The organism is Paraburkholderia sp. J69-1, from assembly GCF_905220255.1.
Taxonomy (GTDB): Bacteria; Pseudomonadota; Gammaproteobacteria; order Burkholderiales; family Burkholderiaceae; genus Paraburkholderia.
Window position 1 is genome coordinate 343,585 of the sequence record NZ_CAJMZG010000001.1, and the last position, 17,273, is coordinate 360,857.

Consider the following 17,273-nt stretch of genomic DNA (forward strand, 5'->3'; position numbering starts at 1 on the left):
AGCGTGGCGGCAGCACGACACTGCGGATGACCCTTACGCAATGGGCGAGAGGAGGGCATTGGCGAGGCGATAAAGATGCATCCTTGCGGGCTTCTGTGCGCTGCCACACAGATCGCGTGCCTGGGTGCGTAAGGGGCGTCAGTTCTTGAAGACGAGCGACCATGTCGCGTCCCGGGCCGCGACTGCGCCGGCGCAATTCGCGATCGTCGTGAGCGCGCGAACGCGCCAATGCGTAGCTTCGTTCGCATCGCCCGCGACATAGCGGGGCGTGGTGTCACCACGTAGCGAGAGATCGAATTCGAAATGATCGGGCGGCAATACAAAGCCGGTGCCGAGTGCCTTCAGACAGGCTTCCTTGCGTGCCCAGGTTTCAAAGAAAATCGCCTGGCGCTGCGGGTCGAATAGCGCGTCGAAGTGCGCGCGCTCGCGCTTCGCGAAAACTTCGACCGGCATACTTTCGTCGAACGGGCGAATGCATTCGATATCGATACCGATCTCTAGCCCGTTCGCAATGGCGAGTGCTGCGGTGTTCTCGCTGTGGCTCAGGTTGAAATGGAGCGTCCAGTTATCGGGCTGGCTCGCGCAGAAAGGCTTGCCTTCCGGGCCATAGGCGAGCGTGAGTGCCTGTGGCGCGAGATCGAGATAGTCGCCAAGCAAGCGGCGCAGTTGTCCACGTCCCGCAATGAAACGACGACGGTGGCGCTCGAAACAAAAATGGCCGGCGCGCTCCTGCTCCTCGCGCGATAGCGTCTCCCAATACAGGTCGCGTTTGGCGTCGTCTACATCGAGGTTCCACTGCCAGACATGCACTTCGTGCGCAGCGGGCGGTGCGAGAGTCGCGTAAAACATTGTGAGCCTGTGCAGAAGGGGCGAACTGAACTGATGACACAATCGTGGCCCGATTCTATAAGGCGCAACTTTGCATTCGATGTGCGCCTGCGCGCTGTTTTCGTGCGATCCCCCATGATTGTTTGAGGCCCCTTCATTCTTCGTCCGAAACTCGCGCAGTATTGTTGGGCAGCCCACGGAAGCGATATGGACCTCGTTATACGATGGCGTAGTTCGCTCGGTTGTCTGGCCACAAGCGTTTGCAACGGAGCCGATCGTTTTGTGCAGCTTGTGGCGGATTCGCACCGCGCAACCCAATCGCCTGGCCGTTGTCGTACGTCTGCCGTGCGTTTGCCTGGTATGAAAGTAACGACTGTGTATTCGCTTCAGTCTTGCTACGGTCGTGGAAATCAGCAATACCGATAGTCTTTGCGACGCGATACGAGGCACCGCGAGCAAGTTTCGACTGCTTTTTTTCAAAGTTATCCGTTGTATGCGATTCCGAACGGCGCCGATGCGCGTGTTCTGGAAGAAATACGCCATGTGCCCGCGCCAGTAAGCCGGACGGCAGTGCTCATTAGTGGGCGGAATTGAGTTTTTTCATTTCTTCTCATGAAAACGTATGCTCGCGTAATTAATTGTAATTAATTGCGGTGGACGGTAATGCGCAGTGGAACGCTATATCGATCGACGAACGGATTCTCATTCAATGCTAATGGTTAGGATTGCGATGCAAATTGAGTGATGTTGTCGTTCGTGTGAAGAATTCTTCGAAATCCAGATTCGAGGTGCGGAATGCGCGGCGATTTAGACGGCGCCTGTAACGTCAGTGTGGTGATTCCACACTACAACAGGCTCGATTTGCTTTGGGTCGCAATCGAGTCCATAGCCAGCCAGACGGTGGTTCCATGGGAAATTATTGTTGTTGATGATGCGTCCGCTTCTCAATTCGAACTACCGAGTCATTGTGGCGCAGACATCAAGCTGCGGCTGATCCGGGAAACAAGGAATCGCGGAGCCGCATGGTGCAGGAACAAAGGTATCGAGGAAGCAACTGGTGATCTCATCGCCTTCCTGGACGCGGATGATCGGTGGCTTCCCGGCAAGCTCGAGCGGTGTATTGCAGAACTCGGTCCCAAACCGCCGGACCACGAAGCCAGAGTGCTGTTTAGCAACGTCATGTTGATTGACGGAAACCAGCGCATGCCGGGAAACGCGATCCCCTACGACGGTCAGTCGATGCTCGATTTCATCCTGCTGGAGGGCGGCTATATTCAGACGTCGTCCATCATGATGTGGCGTCATCAGTATCCGCTCATCAGTTTCGATGGACTCTTGCGCAGACATCAGGATTGGGATTTTGCGATACACGCAGACATACTCGGATGCAAATTTATCTACGTGCACGATACACTTTCTGAGTATTCGCTGAATGGTGGCGGCTTGAGGATTTCCGAAGTGCCGGGCTATGAACCCAGTCTGGTATTTTTTAATAAATACAGAAGAATAATGTCGAAGCGGCACGCCTCTTCATTCATATTTGATGTGCTGATTTACAAGAGACTAAGTGTGATGTTGCGGTTCGGCATTGTCAGCAAGATTGTGCTTGGCGAAATCAATATGCCCGATAAGGGCTGGCTGCCTTTGTTCGTGAGATTGATCGTTGGCAGGGACGGGGTGCGTGTCATGAAGAAGCTGAGGCAAAAGATTCAGATTCGGGATTATTCCGCCTGAGTGCGACGGCGCGTCCCAGCCTGGATGTCGCTCGGGGAGTGTATGTCGGCGCACAGAGGATGGGCGGCCGCTCTGCTTTAATCGTTTTTGCATCGGCGAAAGACAGGTTTTGCGCAGACGCCGCAAGCGATCATAAAAGTGGTGCGTGACTGACACGGTCCGATTCTGGGGGTGAAATGCGTCAATTTGTTCGCGATCTGTTTTACGGCTCCGTTGCCGATAGACAGGTGAATTTGCCCCTGCCCCCGACGCCGCTGGCGAGCGGGCCGCTCAAGCTCAATATCCTTCTGCTTGGCACGTGCGCAGTCGACATGCTCGTCAAGCGCAGCGCTAATTCCGGGCACACCATACGGCATGTGCTGATGGGCTCGAAGCGCCATACGCTCGTGCCTGCCGCCGCACCGGACGACGACGTGGCCGTGGTCGGACTCACCTTGCGGCATATCCTGAGCGAGGTGACACAAACGCCGGAGCCCGAAGTCGACATGGTATTCGCCCGGCTTCGCACGGAGGAAGAAGCGCGCGTGCTTCTGGAGCGCACGGAGGCAATGCTCTCGCAGCAGGTCACGGAGATCGCCAATAAAATCCCGGCGATTCCCGTGCTTTTCCTGTCTTTTTTCGAACCTGGCTTCAATTACATGGGCGACGTGATCGATCCATTCGATCCCACTTCGCCGGCGTATCTCGTGCGCGAAATCAACCGCCTTTTGTCTCGTGCGGTGCGCAAAACCAATAACTGCTTCTTCCTTGATTCCAATGAGATTCTGAATTTCATTGGACGCCGCCACTTGCAGGACGACGTGCTGGCCAGTAGCACGCACGCTTCTTTCATCAACGATTGGGATTTCAAGCTTGACGCAAACCGGCTGAACGCACCGAAAGCGATCGGCAATATGCTCACCTATGAAGTCGCGGCGCGCGAATATACGCTTTTGCTGCTTTCCAGAATCGAAACCATCTACAAGGTCGCGAAGCAGCGAGATCCGGTCAAGCTGATTGTCGTCGACCTGGACGACACCATGTGGCGCGGTGTTGCCGCGGAAGGCGAAAGCATGGGCGTGGACCAGCGCATCGAAGGCTGGCCCGTCGGGCTCGCTGAAGCCTTGCTGTTCTTCAAGAAGCGGGGCGGTCTGTTGGCCATCTGCAGCAAGAATGACGAAGCACCAACCATTGAGCGGTTCAACGCAATCTGGCGCGGCGCGATCACATTGGATGATTTCGCCAGCGTACGTATTAACTGGCAGCCGAAATCGCAAAACATCCGCGAGATTCTCAAGGAAGTCAATTTGCTGCCGGCGAACTGCGTTTTTATCGACGACAACGATCGCGAATTGTCCGAGGTGAAAGCCGCAATTCCGGAAATACGCTGCCTTGGCGGTAATCACTATGACTGGAGGCGCATCGTTCTGCGTTCGTCTGAAACGCAGGTGCCTTTTGTGAGCGAAGAGTCTTCGCGGCGGACCGAGCTGGTGCGCGCCATCTCGCAGCGCGAGAGCCAAGCAGATGTGCAGAGCAGTGTTTCGCGCGAAGAGTGGCTTGCCTCGCTCAAACTGCGTCAGTCGTTTTTCCTGATCGAGAGTCCGCGATCCAAGTATTTCGATCGTGCCTTCGAACTGATCAACAAGACGAATCAGTTCAATACGACGGGCAAACGATGGGAAAAGTCGGAGTTCGAGGCTTTCCTGCGCCAAGGCGGGTATTGCGTCGTTTCGTCGTTGCGCGACAAACTGATCGACAACGGCATTATCTCAGTCTGTCTGATCAAAGGTAGCAGTATCGTTCAGGTGGTGTTGTCGTGCCGTGTATTTGGGTTGGGCGCGGAACTGGTAGTGGGTGCGGTTGCGACGCGCCTGGCGCTCAAGTCGCGTAGCGAGGTGACGGCCGAACTCATCGACACCGGCAGGAATGCGACCTGTCACGATTACTTCGAACGGATTGGTTTCGCGAAAACCAAGGATGGCTTGTACACGCGCACGGCAAATGAGCCGCCGCGCTACATCGAGATCGAAAACCTTGGAACGCCGGAGTTTCCGCCGGTCAAAATCTAGGAGACACTTTCGTTACAGATGCCAGGGCGAGGGTTTGATCGCTGTTCATTGCAGCGGTATCTCTTCGCTCAGGCACATCACCCTCACTAGCACATTCGCTGCGGTCTCTAGCGCCGACGACCTGACTTCCGCGTGGTCCATCCTCAACGATCGAGCCCTAATATCGATCGATCTCAGGAATTTCCCCAGGTTTTTTTCCTTCCGATTACGCGGCGAGTGTGATTACGTCGTCGCGCTGGCCATGAAATCACGCCATTTTTTTCTGGTCGTGGCCTGTATTAGTGATGTAACTCCCTGTTTTTAAAAGAAAAATGAAAAGATTGCGTGCGCCTAGGTGCTCGCCGGCCGGCCGTCGGAAGGCTCGTTCTGGGTATTCACATTTTCCTCGCTCCCCCGTTCTTGAATTTGTCACTACGCGTCCATATAATTAGCACTCACCACATGAGAGTGCTAACAACGCTCGGTGTACAAACATCTCTGGCTGGCAGCTTCGCCAACCAGGTTTTCTTGAGTCTCTTCAAGTCCCAATCAAGAGAGAGGATCTATCCATGAACCTTCGTCCTTTGCATGATCGCGTGATCGTTAAGCGCCTGGATCAAGAAACCAAGACCGCTTCGGGCATCGTGATCCCGGACGCAGCGGCAGAAAAGCCGGATCAAGGTGAAGTCCTGGCCACGGGCCCGGGCAAGCGTGACGACAAGGGCTCCCTGATCGCACTCGACGTCAAGGTCGGCGATCGCGTCCTGTTCGGCAAGTACGCTGGCCAGACCGTCAAGGTCGATGGCAGCGAACTGCTCGTGATGCGCGAAGAAGACATCATGGCCGTGGTGCAGAAGTAAGTTCAGCCCACCGCACATTCATCAAGAATTCAAGGAGTTAGAAGATGGCAGCTAAAGACGTCGTGTTCGGCGATTCCGCCCGTTCCAAGATGGTTGAAGGCGTGAACATTCTCGCCAACGCAGTGAAGGTCACGCTGGGTCCGAAGGGCCGCAACGTGGTCCTCGAGCGCTCGTTCGGCGGCCCGACGGTCACCAAGGACGGTGTCTCGGTCGCGAAGGAAATCGAGCTGAAAGACAAGCTCCAGAACATGGGCGCGCAAATGGTCAAGGAAGTCGCTTCCAAGACCAGCGACAACGCAGGCGACGGCACGACGACGGCAACCGTCCTCGCGCAATCGATCGTTCGCGAAGGCATGAAGTACGTCGCATCGGGCATGAACCCGATGGACCTGAAGCGCGGCATCGACAAGGCAGTTGCTTCGGCAATCGAAGAACTGCGCAAGCTGAGCAAGCCCTGCACGACCAACAAGGAAATCGCGCAAGTCGGCTCGATCTCGGCGAACAGCGATTCGTCGATCGGCGACCGTATCGCTGAAGCGATGGACAAGGTCGGCAAGGAAGGCGTCATCACCGTTGAAGACGGCAAGTCGCTGCAAGACGAACTCGAAGTCGTCGAAGGTATGCAGTTCGACCGCGGCTACCTGTCGCCGTACTTCATCAACAACCCGGACAAGCAAGTCGCCGTTCTGGACAACCCGTTTGTCCTGCTGTTCGACAAGAAGATCTCGAACATCCGCGATCTGCTGCCGATCCTGGAACAAGTCGCGAAGGCTGGCCGTCCGCTGCTGATCATCGCTGAAGACGTCGAAGGCGAAGCCCTGGCTACGCTGGTCGTCAACAACATCCGTGGCATCCTGAAGACGGTTGCTGTCAAGGCTCCGGGCTTCGGCGACCGCCGCAAGGCCATGCTGGAAGACATCGCGATCCTGACCGGCGGTCAAGTCGTCGCGGAAGAAACCGGCCTGACGCTCGAAAAGGCAACGCTGAACGAACTCGGTCAAGCGAAGCGCATCGAAGTGGGCAAGGAAAACACGACGATCATCGACGGTGCAGGCGAAGCCGCAAGCATCGAAGCGCGCGTCAAGCAAATCCGCACGCAGATCGAAGAAGCGACGTCGGACTACGACCGTGAAAAGCTGCAAGAGCGCGTTGCCAAGCTGGCAGGCGGCGTTGCAGTGATCAAGGTTGGCGCTGCGACCGAAGTCGAAATGAAGGAAAAGAAGGCACGCGTGGAAGACGCGCTGCACGCAACCCGCGCTGCCGTTGAAGAAGGCATCGTCCCGGGCGGCGGCGTGGCACTGATCCGTGCTCGCGTTGCTGTGACGGGCCTGAAGGGCGCCAACGCAGACCAGGACGCAGGTATCAAGATCGTCCTGCGCGCAATGGAAGAGCCGCTGCGCCAGATCGTCACCAACGGTGGCGAAGAAGCGTCGGTCGTCGTGGCAGCAGTTGCTCAGGGTTCGGGCAACTACGGCTACAACGCAGCGACGGGCGAGTACGTCGACATGGTCGAAGCAGGCGTGGTCGACCCGACGAAGGTGACGCGCACGGCACTGCAAAACGCAGCTTCGGTCGCTGGCCTGCTCCTGACGACGGACGCAGCCGTGGTTGAAGTCGCGAAGGAAGATGCACCGATGCCCGGCGGCATGCCCGGCGGCATGGGCGGCATGGGCATGGACATGTAATTGCGGTTTTAATCGCGATTACGTTGAAATGCAGAGGGATGCTGAAAGGCGTCCCTCAAGAAAAAACCCGCAGCGATGCGGGTTTTTTTATGCACGCGCGAAAATGCGGGTCTGGGTTTTTCAGCTTTCTTCGCGGCTGCCGTTGCCGTAGCGCCGGCGAATTACATAGAGCGGTCTGCGCTTGGACTCCAGATAAATCCGGCCGATATATTCGCCGATCACGCCGATGCCGATCATCTGCACGCCGCTGAAAAACAGCAGCGACACGAAGATCGACGCATAGCCTGGCACGTCGATGCCGCGCACCATTGTGCGGATCACAAGATAAGCCGCGTAGAGAAATGCGCTCACGGCCACCAGCAGGCCGAAATACGTCCACATGCGCAAGGGCACGGTGCTGAAGCTCGTGATGCCTTCGAGCGCAAAATTCCACAACTTCCAGCCGGAAAATTTCGTCGTGCCGGCCACGCGCGCGTGGCGCACGTAGGTGACTTCGGCGGTACGAAAACCGACCCACGCGAACAAGCCCTTCATGAATCGGCGCGATTCCGGCAGCGCGTTCAGCGTATCGACCACTTCGCGCGTCATCAGGCGAAAATCGCCGACGTTCTCGGGAATCTTCACATCGGCCAGTTTGTTGTGCAGGCGATAGAAACCGCCGGCCGACTGGCGCTTCATGTAGCTGTCCGAGCTGCGGTCCGCGCGCTTGGCGAGCACGACGTCGAAACCTTCGCGCCATTTGCTCACCAGCTGGGCGATGACTTCGGGCGGGTCTTGCAGATCGGCGTCGAAGGGAACGACGATATCGCCGCGTGCTTCGACGAGACCGGCCGACAGCGCGGCTTCCTTGCCAAAGTTGCGCGAGAGATCGATCGCGCGCACGCGCGCGTCGATTTGAGTGGCGTTCACGAGCAGCGGCAGCGTGCGGTCCTTGCTGCCGTCGTTGACGCAGACGATTTCGAAGTCGACCGTGTCGATGGCTTCGAGCGCGGGAATGACCTGCGCGAAGAAGACCGGGATCGAGTCTTCCTCGTTGTAGAACGGTACGACCAGCGACAGAAGTGTGCGGGACATGGGGTAGCGGTGTATTGGGGTGCGCCCGTGGCCGCGAGTGGCCCTTGCGTGCTACCGCGCGGTCTCGCGGATTATCGCAATCTATCGCGCGGGGCTAGCGCGAGTGTGGCTTTGGCGCGGCGCGGGCGGCGTTATGTTTATCTGGAGGGCGGGAGTATAGCGCCAGTAATTCTTTGTAATGATCCGCGCTGCCCCCGCGCAACACGTGAGGCGTGGGCTTGACGCCCGCGCCTCGTTCGCCCAGTGCCGCAATCAGTGTCGCGCTTCGCCGCCTGGCGGGGTCTTGCCAGCATCGCCTGCATCGTCGCCGGAGGCGTCGTCCGCATCCTCGTCGTCGTTGCTGCGTGCCCAGAAGAAGCGGTCGGGCATCCACGCGCCCATGCCGGGGCGGAACGCGCTCTGCACGGCCTGATAGAGATATTCCTGCGCCTCGCGCACCGCTTCGGGCGGTTCCTGACCGTTCGCGAGCAGCGCGGCGATTGCGGAGCCGAGCGTGTCGGTGACGCCGAGCATCGGCTGGTTGGTGCGGTCCCAGAGATCCTGGCGTACCTGGCCTTCCTCGCTGTAGAGCGTGTTCACCAGACGATGCGAACCCGTCTCCAGCGCCAGAATGTATTCGCAGCCGGTCGCGAGCAGTTGCGAGATCGCGGCGTCGATGCCCGGCGGCTCTGAGTCGCCGTCGGGTTGCGCGAGCGCTAGCAGCACGGAGACATCGGCGACCAGCAGGGTGGTTTGCGGCACCAGCAGATCGGTGACGGTTTCGCGCAGTTCATCGGCGGCCAGCACGTGTTCGTCGTCGAGCGTGAAGTCGGGCGCGAGCACGAGCGGCACTTCGTCGTAATCGGCGACGACTTCGGCGATCGCGCTGACCACTTCCGCGCGCGCGCCGGCGCCGACCTTGAAGGCCGCCACGGGCATGTCTTCGAGCAGCATGCGCGCCTGGCTGGCGACGGTCTCGGGATCGAGGCCGGTGACTTCGTCACAGCCTGCCGAGTCGCGCACGGTGTAGCCCGTGAGCACGCTGACGCCGTGGCAGCCCATGCTCGCGAGCGTGAGCAAGTCGGCTTGCAGGCCGCTGCCGCCGGTCGGATCGGTAAGGCCGAAGGTAAGGACGATGGGAGGGGTGTCGCCGGGCATGGACGTGGACGGGAAAAGAAGGGTTGGCTCGTTGCGGCTGCTTGTCTGTTGCTATGGCGTTGCTATCGCTTCGATTATGCCGTCTGTCGGGCGTAGCGGGGGACGGATGGCCGGTGGGATGAGGGATTTTTCGCTTGATCCGGCGCCAGGGAAGCGCGTTGTCCCTGGCAAGCTTGCTAGGCATAAAAACGGCAACACGGTACCATCATGGCTCTTATTACCTGGCCGGTGCGGAATCATCGTCTGGCCGGTACCTGGCAATTTTCCCGACCGTCTGCGTCCGCTCCATTCTGGGCCCGGGGCGCGCGGTTTTTTGGACTTTTCGACGCGGTATAAGAATGGAATATAAAAGCTGGATGTGTCTGATCTGCGGCTGGATCTACGACGAAGAAGCCGGTTTGCCAGACGAAGGCATTGCGCCCGGCACGCGCTGGGAAGATGTGCCCATCAACTGGACCTGCCCCGAATGCGGCGCGCGCAAGGAAGACTTCGAGATGGTCCAGATCTGAGGCTGGCCTCGATCGTGCCGCAGCGGCGCGGGGCGTAAGCCCGTTCGCCGCCGCGTCGGCATTGCGAACGTGTCGCGTACTTTTGTTGTTGCTGCATTCTTGTTGCGGTTCAGGCGGCAAGATTTCCGCGACTTTACGCAGCCACCGCTGCAGGCGAGGCGCGCGAATTGCTGCTCGTCGACCTGCCGGTGTCTCTAGCGCGCAAGTCAAGCGCGCAAGCCGAAGGTGTAATGGCGCTTTCCGCCACCGCTGCCGGCCGGCTGCGCGGCTCGACGATGCGAAATCTGTCATTGTCGGACGTTGATGCCCGTTATCGCGCAGGTCCGCCTGCAGCCGTTCGCAACTGTTCGCAATCGTTCGCAACCGTCCCCGGCGCTGCCTTAGCATCATGACCCCTCATTCAACGTCAGACGCCCGTTTCGAAGCGCTGCCCAATCCGCGTGGTGGCCACGTGCCGTTCGCGCATGCTGCGCTCGCCAATGCCGGCCAAGCGCTCGACGAGCAGCGCGACGTCGCAAGACCGCTGCGTCAGGCGGCGCGCACGCTGCGCGACGCGGGCTGGCTGGCCGCTGCGCGCTTCGCCGACACGTTGTTGCTCGCCTCGCCGCTGGCGCTTGCGGCATACGTGCCTACGCCGCCGCCGCCCGGCATGCCGCCGCGGCCTGCGCAGGACCACGATTTGCCGGACGAAGGCGCGATCCGCGAGGCGTTTCGCGATGCCTTGACCGAACTTTGCGCCGCGCTCGAACGCCACAATCTGCGCGAACTGGCCTGTTCGACGACGCTCTACGCGCGCCAGCGCAAGCTTGTCGATGCCATCGCCGAACATGCGCCGGGCGTCTCGCTCGCCTATGAGGATGTGGCGCTGCACGGCCGTCCGATCGCCGTCGCCACGTTGGCGGCGCAGCCGGCCCAGCTTCTCGCGCAGGCGCGGGCGCGCTTCGAATCGGCGCTGTTGCCTGCGCTCAAAACGCGCCAGACCAACGGCAACCGTGCCGCCGATGCGCTCGCGCAAGCCGCCTTCGGCGAGATGGACGCGTGTTTCGCCGATCTGGCCAGCGACGATCCCTACGACTTCTGGCGTCTGGCCTCGGCCTGCGGGCGGGTGCTGCGCAATGGCGTCGCGTATTGGGGCGACGAAGATGTGCGCCGGTTTTATGCGCGCTGCAATCTGTTGATCGGCGAGCAAGTGCGCGGTTTGCGCGTCGTGCCGCAGTCGCTCGTGCGCAGCGCGCTCGCGCTGTTGTGGCGCGATTACGCGTTGTTCGGCGCGGCTGCGGAAGATACCGCCGATGTCGAGCTGCTGAACGATTACGGCCTGACCGTCGATTGGCATGTGGCGGGCACGCAGGCTTCGGAAGCGCTCTGGGAAGAGGGCGCGGCCCGTGCCGATGCGCTGGCCACGCGCGTCGCGCCCATGCGGGATCTGGGCGCGCTAGTCGTCAACGGCAATGCCTACGAGGATTTTCTGCAGACGGCCGATGCCGCGATGCTCGCGCTCGGCACCCAGACGCGTGCGCTGTCGCTGCGCCCGGCTGGCGCACCCGCCGATCCGGCCGCCGCGCTGGTGGCGGCGGAAGCCGCGTACCGGATCGGTGCGGCGGCGTGGGCCTTGGGCCTGGGGCACGTCGGGCTGCTGGCGGATGCGCTCGGCCTTGCGTGGCGGCGCACTGCGCACGCAGCGGTTGCGGCCGGTAACCAGAACGGTTCGTATGGCGCCACGCCGCTGGCGATCCCGGATACGGACGCCGTCGAGCACGCCAATGAAGCCTTGCGCGCCATGCTGCACAAGGTCGCGGCGGGCGTCGCGCAGCCCGATTCCGGCGCCGCGGTGCGTGCGCTCGGCGCGGCGATCGTCGGTGGAGCAAATGGGGCTGCGGTCGGTGTATCTGCAGCCGCGACGCCGCTCGCATCGCGCTAGCCCAACAGCGGCGGCGGGTTCGTCGCGCATGGCTAGTGGCACACGGCGAGTGGTGTACAGCTAGTGGCGCGCCAAAACCCCACGTTGCAGGCGTGCCGCGCGAGCATGTTAGAGTGAGCCATTCCCCGCGCTACGGGGCGCCCGCGGTGCAGCCGCAGGGCCTGGCAGGCCGCCGCCAATCCGTATCGTCTTTGCTAGAATTCAAACCATGTCCAAAAGTAACGATCGCATCAATCTGACCAACCAGTTCCTGATCGCCATGCCCAATATGGCGGACCCCACGTTTTCAGGAACGGTGGTCTACCTTTGCGATCATTCTGAGCGCGGTGCGCTCGGTCTCGTGATCAATCGTCCTACCGATATCGATCTGGAAGCGCTGTTTTCCCGCATCGACCTCAAGCTCGAAATCGAACCGCTGCTGCACGTGCCCGTCTATTTCGGCGGTCCGGTGCAGACCGAGCGCGGCTTCGTGCTGCACGCGCCCAAGACGGGCATTAACTACACCTCGTCGATGTCCGTGCCCGGCGGTCTGGAAATGACCACCTCGAAGGACGTGCTCGAAGCGGTCGCCAGCGGGACTGGCCCCGATCAGTTTCTGCTTACGCTCGGCCATGCCGGATGGGGCGCGGGTCAGCTCGAAGACGAAATCTCGAAAAACGGCTGGCTGACGGTCGAAGCCGATCCGAAGATCGTGTTCGACGTGCCCGCCGAAGAACGTTTCGAAGCGGCGCTCGCGCTGCTCGGCATTTCCTCGACGATGCTGTCGGGCGAAGCGGGTCACGCATGAGCGTGGCGGGGCGAGGCGCCGCCGAGGCGACCCTGCTGGCCTTCGATTATGGCGAAAAGCGCATTGGCGTGGCGCTGGGCAATGCGCTCACGCGCAGCGCCCGTGCGCTCACCGTGATCCAGAACCGCAGCATCGATTCCCGTTTTGAAGCCGTTGCCGCGCTGCTGCGCGAATGGCAGCCCGACCGTCTCGTGGTGGGCCTGCCGACCCATCCCGACGGCACGCCGCACGTCATGACGAAGCAGGCGAAGCGCTTCGGCAATCAGCTCAACGGACGCTTCAATCTGCCTGTGGAATGGGTGGACGAGCGCTATTCGTCGGTGGATGCCGAATCGCGTCTGCGCGAGCGCGGCGAACGCGTTGAGCATATCGACGCTGAAGCGGCCTGCGTGATCCTGCAGCAATACCTCGACGAACTGCCTCCCGCCTGACCTTGCCCGCGTGATGTGTCCAATCAGCCTGGCCCGCCACGCGGCACACCTTTTGAATTTCTCCCAGCAAGCCATTCGCGCAGGACTCAAGCGATGAATACACAGCCCACGCCCGCATCGGCCGCCAATGCCGCCGACAAGCGGTTTCGCTACGGCTTTCTGAAAGGCAATCCGCAGCTCACGAAGAACGGCGAACTCAAGCATCTGCTGTCGATCGAGGGCTTGCCGCGCGCGATCATCAATCAGGTGCTCGATACCGCCACGCAGTTCGTGAGCGTTTCGGACCGCGACGTGAAGAATGTGCCGCTGTTGCGCGGCAAATCGGTGTTCAACCTGTTTTTCGAGAACTCGACGCGCACGCGCACGACCTTCGAGATCGCCGCCAAGCGTCTTTCGGCGGATGTGCTGAACCTGAACATCAACGCATCGTCGACGAGCAAGGGCGAATCGCTGCTCGATACCATCGGCAATCTGTCGGCGATGCATGCCGATATGTTCGTCGTGCGTCACGCGTCGAGCGGCGCGCCGTATCTGATCGCCGAGCATTGCGCGCCGCACGTGCACGTGATCAACGCCGGTGACGGGCGCCACGCGCACCCGACGCAAGGCCTGCTCGACATGTACACGATCCGCCACTACAAGAAGGATTTCACCAATCTGCGCGTGGCGATCGTCGGCGACATTCTGCATTCGCGGGTTGCGCGCTCGGATATCCATGCGCTCACGACGCTGGGTGTGCCGGAAGTGCGCGCGATCGGTCCGCGCACGCTGCTGCCGGGCGGTCTCGAACAGATGGGCGTGCGCGTGTTCCACAACCTCGACGAAGGGTTGAAGGATGTGGACGTGATCATCATGCTGCGCCTGCAGAACGAGCGCATGAGCGGCGCGCTGCTGCCGTCGGCGCAGGAGTATTTCAAGAGCTGGGGCCTTACGCCCGAGCGTCTTGCGCTGGCCGCGCCCGATGCGATCGTGATGCATCCGGGGCCGATGAACCGTGGCGTCGAGATCGACTCGCAGGTCGCGGACGGCCCGCAGTCGGTGATCCTCGATCAGGTGAGCTTCGGCATCGCGGTGCGCATGGCGGTGATGGGCATCGTCGCCGGCAAGAACGCAGACATCGACTAACGACTGGACAAGAGCAGAGAAGGCAGCGCATGAAGATTCATATTCAAGGCGGCACGCTGATCGATCCGGTCGCGGGCACCGAAAAGCAGCAGGACATCTTTATCGACGGTGGCAAGATCGCCGCCGTCGGCACGGCGCCGGCGGGTTTTCAGGCCGAGCGTTCGATCGATGCGCGCGGGCTGATGGTCGCGCCCGGTTTCGTCGATCTGAGCGCGCGTCTGCGCGAGCCGGGCTACGAACATAAGGCGACGCTCGATTCCGAGATGAATGCGGCGCTCGCGGGCGGCGTGACGAGCCTCGTGTGCCCGCCCGACACCGATCCGGTGCTCGACGAAGCCGGTCTGGTCGAAATGCTCAAATACCGCGCGGGCAAGCTTGAACGCGCCAATGTGCATCCGCTCGGCGCGCTCACAGTGGGTCTGAAGGGCGCTGTGATCACGGAAATGGTGTCGCTGACCGAAGCCGGCTGTATCGGCTTCACGCAGGCCGATTCGCCGATCGCCGATACCCAGGTGCTGATGCGCGCCCTGCAGTACGCGAGCACGTATCGCTACCCGGTGTGGCTGCGTCCGCAGGACCCGTTTCTGTCGAAAGGCGGCGTAGCGGCGAGCGGTGCGCTGGCCTCGCGTCTTGGGTTGTCGGGCGTGCCGGTCAGCGCGGAAACCATCGCGCTCTTTACGCTGTTCGAATTGATGCGCGTGACGGGCGCGCGCGTGCACGTGCAGCATCTGTCGTCGGCGGCGGGCGTGGCGCTGGTGCGCGAGGCGAAGGCCGAAGGCCTGCCCGTGACCTGCGACGTCACCGCCAATCATCTGCATCTGACCGATACCGATATCGGCTACTTCGACGCGCAGTTCCGCCTCGATCCGCCACTGCGTCAGCAACGCGATCGCGATGCGCTGCGTGCGGGCGTGGCCGATGGCACCATCGACGCGATCTGCTCGCAGCACACGCCGGTGGACGACGACGAAAAGCTGCTGCCGTTCGCCGAAGCCACGCCCGGCGCGACGGGGCTCGAACTGCTGCTGTCGCTGACCGCGAAGTGGGCCGAAGAGGCGAGTCTGCCGCTGGCGAAGGCGCTGGCGCGAATTTCGTCGGCGCCGGCTGCGGTGATCGGCAAGGATGCGGGACGCCTCGCGGTGGGTTCGAGCGCCGATCTCTGCGTATTCGATGCGCACGCGCGCTGGCAGGTCGAACCGCGCGCGCTCCGGAGCCAGGGGCACAATACGCCGTTCCTCGGCTACGACTTGCCCGCCGTGGTGCGCGCGACGCTGGTGGCAGGACGCATCGGCTTCGAACGCAATGTAGAGCGCCACTGATCTGGCCACAGCGCTGGCCACTGAGATACCCGTAAGCCGACTTCGACCCTGACCCAGCCATGAGTCTCTTCTTTCGCAAAGCCCGTTTGCTTGGCCACCTGCTGCGCGGCGCCTGGACCGTCGGCGTGCGTTTTCCGCGCGCTACACCCGAGCAACGTCATGCGCTGAACCGCGCCTGGTCGCTCAGGATGCTCGCCCTGTGCGGCATGAAGCTCGTTGTCCATAACGATTCGGCACGTCTGGATGCGGGCGCGCTGGTCGTCAGCAATCATATTTCGTGGATCGATATCTACGTGATTAACGCGTGGCGGCCGACGCCGTTCGTGTCGAAGGCGGAGGTGCGTAGCTGGCCGCTGATCGGCTGGTTCGCGGCGAATCTCGATACGGTGTTTATCGAGCGCGAAAAGCGCAGCGAGGCGCGGCGAATCATGCACGAACTGGCTTCGCGGCTGGAGCGTGGCGAGTTGATGTGCGTGTTCCCGGAAGGGACGACCACGGATGGGCTCGCGCTCAAGCCGTTTCACTCGAATATGTTCCAGGCGCCGGTTTCGGCGGGACGGCCGGTGCAGCCGGTCTGCATCATGTACGAGGATGCGCAGGGCAGGCAGTCGACGGCGCCGGCGTATATCGACGATCTGTCGCTGAAGGATTCGCTCGACGCCATGCTCAAGAGCGGGCCGATCACGGCACATGTGTTTGTATGCGACGCGATCGAGCCGGGCGATGATAGGCGCAAGCTGGCGGCGAGTGCGCAGGATGCGGTGGGGGCGGCGCTGGAGGCGATGCGTGGCGCCCCAGAGCGTGTGGCGCAAGCGGGCTGAGCGCCAGCTCGCAGCGGGTGATCCGGCTTAATTGCCGCCGCCACTTCCCGCTACGGCCCGGCAGCTTTCGCACGGCACCTGCGTGAGTACGCGTTGATACGGGTCGGCTTCGAGGCGCACGGCAGATAGCTTCTCGCCCCACACGCAACCCGAATCGAGCCCGATCACGTTCTTGCGCAGCGTGAGGCCCAGCGCGGCCCAATGGCCGAACACGACGGTGACGTCGCTGGTGCGCCGTCCCGGCACATCGAACCATGGCATGCAGCCTTCGGGGGCCGAATCCAGGCCGCCGCTGACCGTGAAATCCATCTCGCCTCTGGCGTCGCAAAAGCGCATGCGCGTCAGCGCATTGCAGGTGACGCGCAGGCGATCAATGCCCGTGAGATCTTTGCTCCAGCGGGCTGGCGCATTGCCGTACAAACCCGCGAGCGTGGTCTTCCAGTCGTCGCGGCGTAATGCTTTCTGAAGTTCTTCGGCTGCTTCCATCGCGAGCGCGGAGTCCCATTGCGGCAGCACGCCCGCATGCACCATCAGCATTCCCTGATCCCAATGCGCGAGCGGGCGATGACGCACCCAATGCAGCAGATCGGCCGCGTCCGGCGCGCTCAGGATCGTGTTGATCGTGTCATCCTTCTTCGCCTTGCGAATGCCCGCCGAGACCGACAGCAGATGGAGATCGTGATTGCCGAGCACCGCTACCGCGCGCTCGCCGAGCGCCATCAGTTCGCGCAAGGTCTCCAGCGACTGCGGCCCGCGATTGACAAGGTCGCCCGCAAACCAGAGCGGCGTGTCGGGCGAAGGGTTCGCCTTGGCCAGCAGTGCGCGGAAAGGGGTGAGGCAGCCTTGAAGATCACCAAAAGCAAGAGGGGCGACGACGCGAGAAGGAGGGTTGGTCATTGGGGCACGATGGAAAACGGAGTTGCTGCGCGATTGCTACGCTGCAAAATAGCAGAATATGCGCGCCTTTTGCAGCACTGCGGCACGAGAGCGGCAGCAAAGCGTCGCTGGTGTCTGT

At 61.4% G+C, this 17,273-nt stretch carries 15 protein-coding genes; 11 read left to right on the plus strand and 4 right to left on the minus strand.

Features of this window, described 5'->3' with window-relative positions:
• Positions 1 to 138 precede the first annotated feature (138 nt).
• Entirely contained in the window at positions 139 to 849 is a 711-nt protein-coding gene (locus U5A67_RS01580) for a 4'-phosphopantetheinyl transferase family protein (RefSeq protein WP_321814275.1), read from the minus strand.
• A 774-nt stretch (positions 850 to 1,623) separates the two neighbouring features.
• On the opposite strand from U5A67_RS01580, the gene U5A67_RS01585 reads away from it, so the two are divergent.
• The 4 genes from U5A67_RS01585 (at position 1,624) to groL (ending at position 7,134) form a co-directional block, all read left to right on the plus strand.
• Positions 1,624 to 2,562, plus strand: a complete 939-nt coding sequence (locus U5A67_RS01585) for a glycosyltransferase family 2 protein (RefSeq protein WP_321814276.1) — start codon at positions 1,624 to 1,626, stop codon at positions 2,560 to 2,562.
• 176 nt (positions 2,563 to 2,738) lie between these two features.
• Positions 2,739 to 4,610, plus strand: coding sequence for an HAD-IIIC family phosphatase (locus tag U5A67_RS01590; RefSeq protein ID WP_321814277.1), 1,872 nt, complete (start codon positions 2,739 to 2,741; stop codon positions 4,608 to 4,610).
• A 548-nt stretch (positions 4,611 to 5,158) separates the two neighbouring features.
• On the plus strand, positions 5,159 to 5,449 hold the full coding sequence (locus U5A67_RS01595) for a co-chaperone GroES (protein ID WP_205981275.1): 291 nt from the start codon (positions 5,159 to 5,161) through the stop codon (positions 5,447 to 5,449).
• A gap of 44 nt (positions 5,450 to 5,493) precedes the next feature.
• Positions 5,494 to 7,134: a chaperonin GroEL gene (groL, locus tag U5A67_RS01600; RefSeq protein WP_205981274.1), complete on the plus strand. Its 1,641-nt coding sequence runs from the start codon at positions 5,494 to 5,496 to the stop codon at positions 7,132 to 7,134.
• A 120-nt stretch (positions 7,135 to 7,254) separates the two neighbouring features.
• Here groL and U5A67_RS01605 read toward each other — a convergent pair whose 3' ends face one another.
• Positions 7,255 to 8,208 (minus strand): glycosyltransferase family 2 protein, encoded by a 954-nt coding sequence (locus tag U5A67_RS01605; RefSeq protein ID WP_321814278.1) that lies wholly within the window; start codon positions 8,206 to 8,208, stop codon positions 7,255 to 7,257.
• Between the two features lie 252 nt (positions 8,209 to 8,460).
• The gene (locus U5A67_RS01610) at positions 8,461 to 9,345 is read right to left on the minus strand and encodes a hydroxymethylpyrimidine/phosphomethylpyrimidine kinase (protein WP_321814279.1); all 885 of its coding nucleotides are present in this window, start codon (positions 9,343 to 9,345) and stop codon (positions 8,461 to 8,463) included.
• A 338-nt stretch (positions 9,346 to 9,683) separates the two neighbouring features.
• Here U5A67_RS01610 and U5A67_RS01615 point away from each other — a divergent pair, with 338 nt between their 5' ends.
• From U5A67_RS01615 to U5A67_RS01645, 7 genes are all read left to right on the plus strand, one after another.
• Complete coding sequence (locus tag U5A67_RS01615) at positions 9,684 to 9,854, plus strand: rubredoxin (RefSeq protein WP_006400971.1); 171 nt, start codon at positions 9,684 to 9,686, stop codon at positions 9,852 to 9,854.
• Between the two features lie 388 nt (positions 9,855 to 10,242).
• Positions 10,243 to 11,775, plus strand: a complete 1,533-nt coding sequence (locus tag U5A67_RS01620; protein WP_321814280.1) for a hypothetical protein — start codon at positions 10,243 to 10,245, stop codon at positions 11,773 to 11,775.
• Between the two features lie 208 nt (positions 11,776 to 11,983).
• Positions 11,984 to 12,562 (plus strand): YqgE/AlgH family protein, encoded by a 579-nt coding sequence (locus U5A67_RS01625; RefSeq protein ID WP_205981271.1) that lies wholly within the window; start codon positions 11,984 to 11,986, stop codon positions 12,560 to 12,562.
• Positions 12,559 to 12,993: a Holliday junction resolvase RuvX gene (gene ruvX, locus U5A67_RS01630; RefSeq protein ID WP_241023174.1), complete on the plus strand. Its 435-nt coding sequence runs from the start codon at positions 12,559 to 12,561 to the stop codon at positions 12,991 to 12,993. The genes U5A67_RS01625 and ruvX overlap by 4 nt, the downstream gene beginning before the upstream one ends.
• A 93-nt stretch (positions 12,994 to 13,086) precedes the next feature.
• Positions 13,087 to 14,118 carry an aspartate carbamoyltransferase catalytic subunit gene (locus U5A67_RS01635; protein ID WP_321814281.1) on the plus strand — a complete coding sequence of 344 codons (1,032 nt, stop codon included), beginning with the start codon at positions 13,087 to 13,089 and terminating at the stop codon, positions 14,116 to 14,118.
• Between the two features lie 29 nt (positions 14,119 to 14,147).
• On the plus strand, positions 14,148 to 15,437 hold the full coding sequence (locus tag U5A67_RS01640; RefSeq protein WP_321814282.1) for a dihydroorotase: 1,290 nt from the start codon (positions 14,148 to 14,150) through the stop codon (positions 15,435 to 15,437).
• A gap of 59 nt (positions 15,438 to 15,496) precedes the next feature.
• On the plus strand, positions 15,497 to 16,258 hold the full coding sequence (locus U5A67_RS01645) for a lysophospholipid acyltransferase family protein (protein WP_321814283.1): 762 nt from the start codon (positions 15,497 to 15,499) through the stop codon (positions 16,256 to 16,258).
• Positions 16,259 to 16,285: 27 nt separating this feature from the next.
• Here U5A67_RS01645 and U5A67_RS01650 read toward each other — a convergent pair whose 3' ends face one another.
• Positions 16,286 to 17,155 carry a symmetrical bis(5'-nucleosyl)-tetraphosphatase gene (locus tag U5A67_RS01650; protein WP_321814284.1) on the minus strand — a complete coding sequence of 290 codons (870 nt, stop codon included), beginning with the start codon at positions 17,153 to 17,155 and terminating at the stop codon, positions 16,286 to 16,288.
• Positions 17,156 to 17,273: the final 118 nt, after the last annotated feature.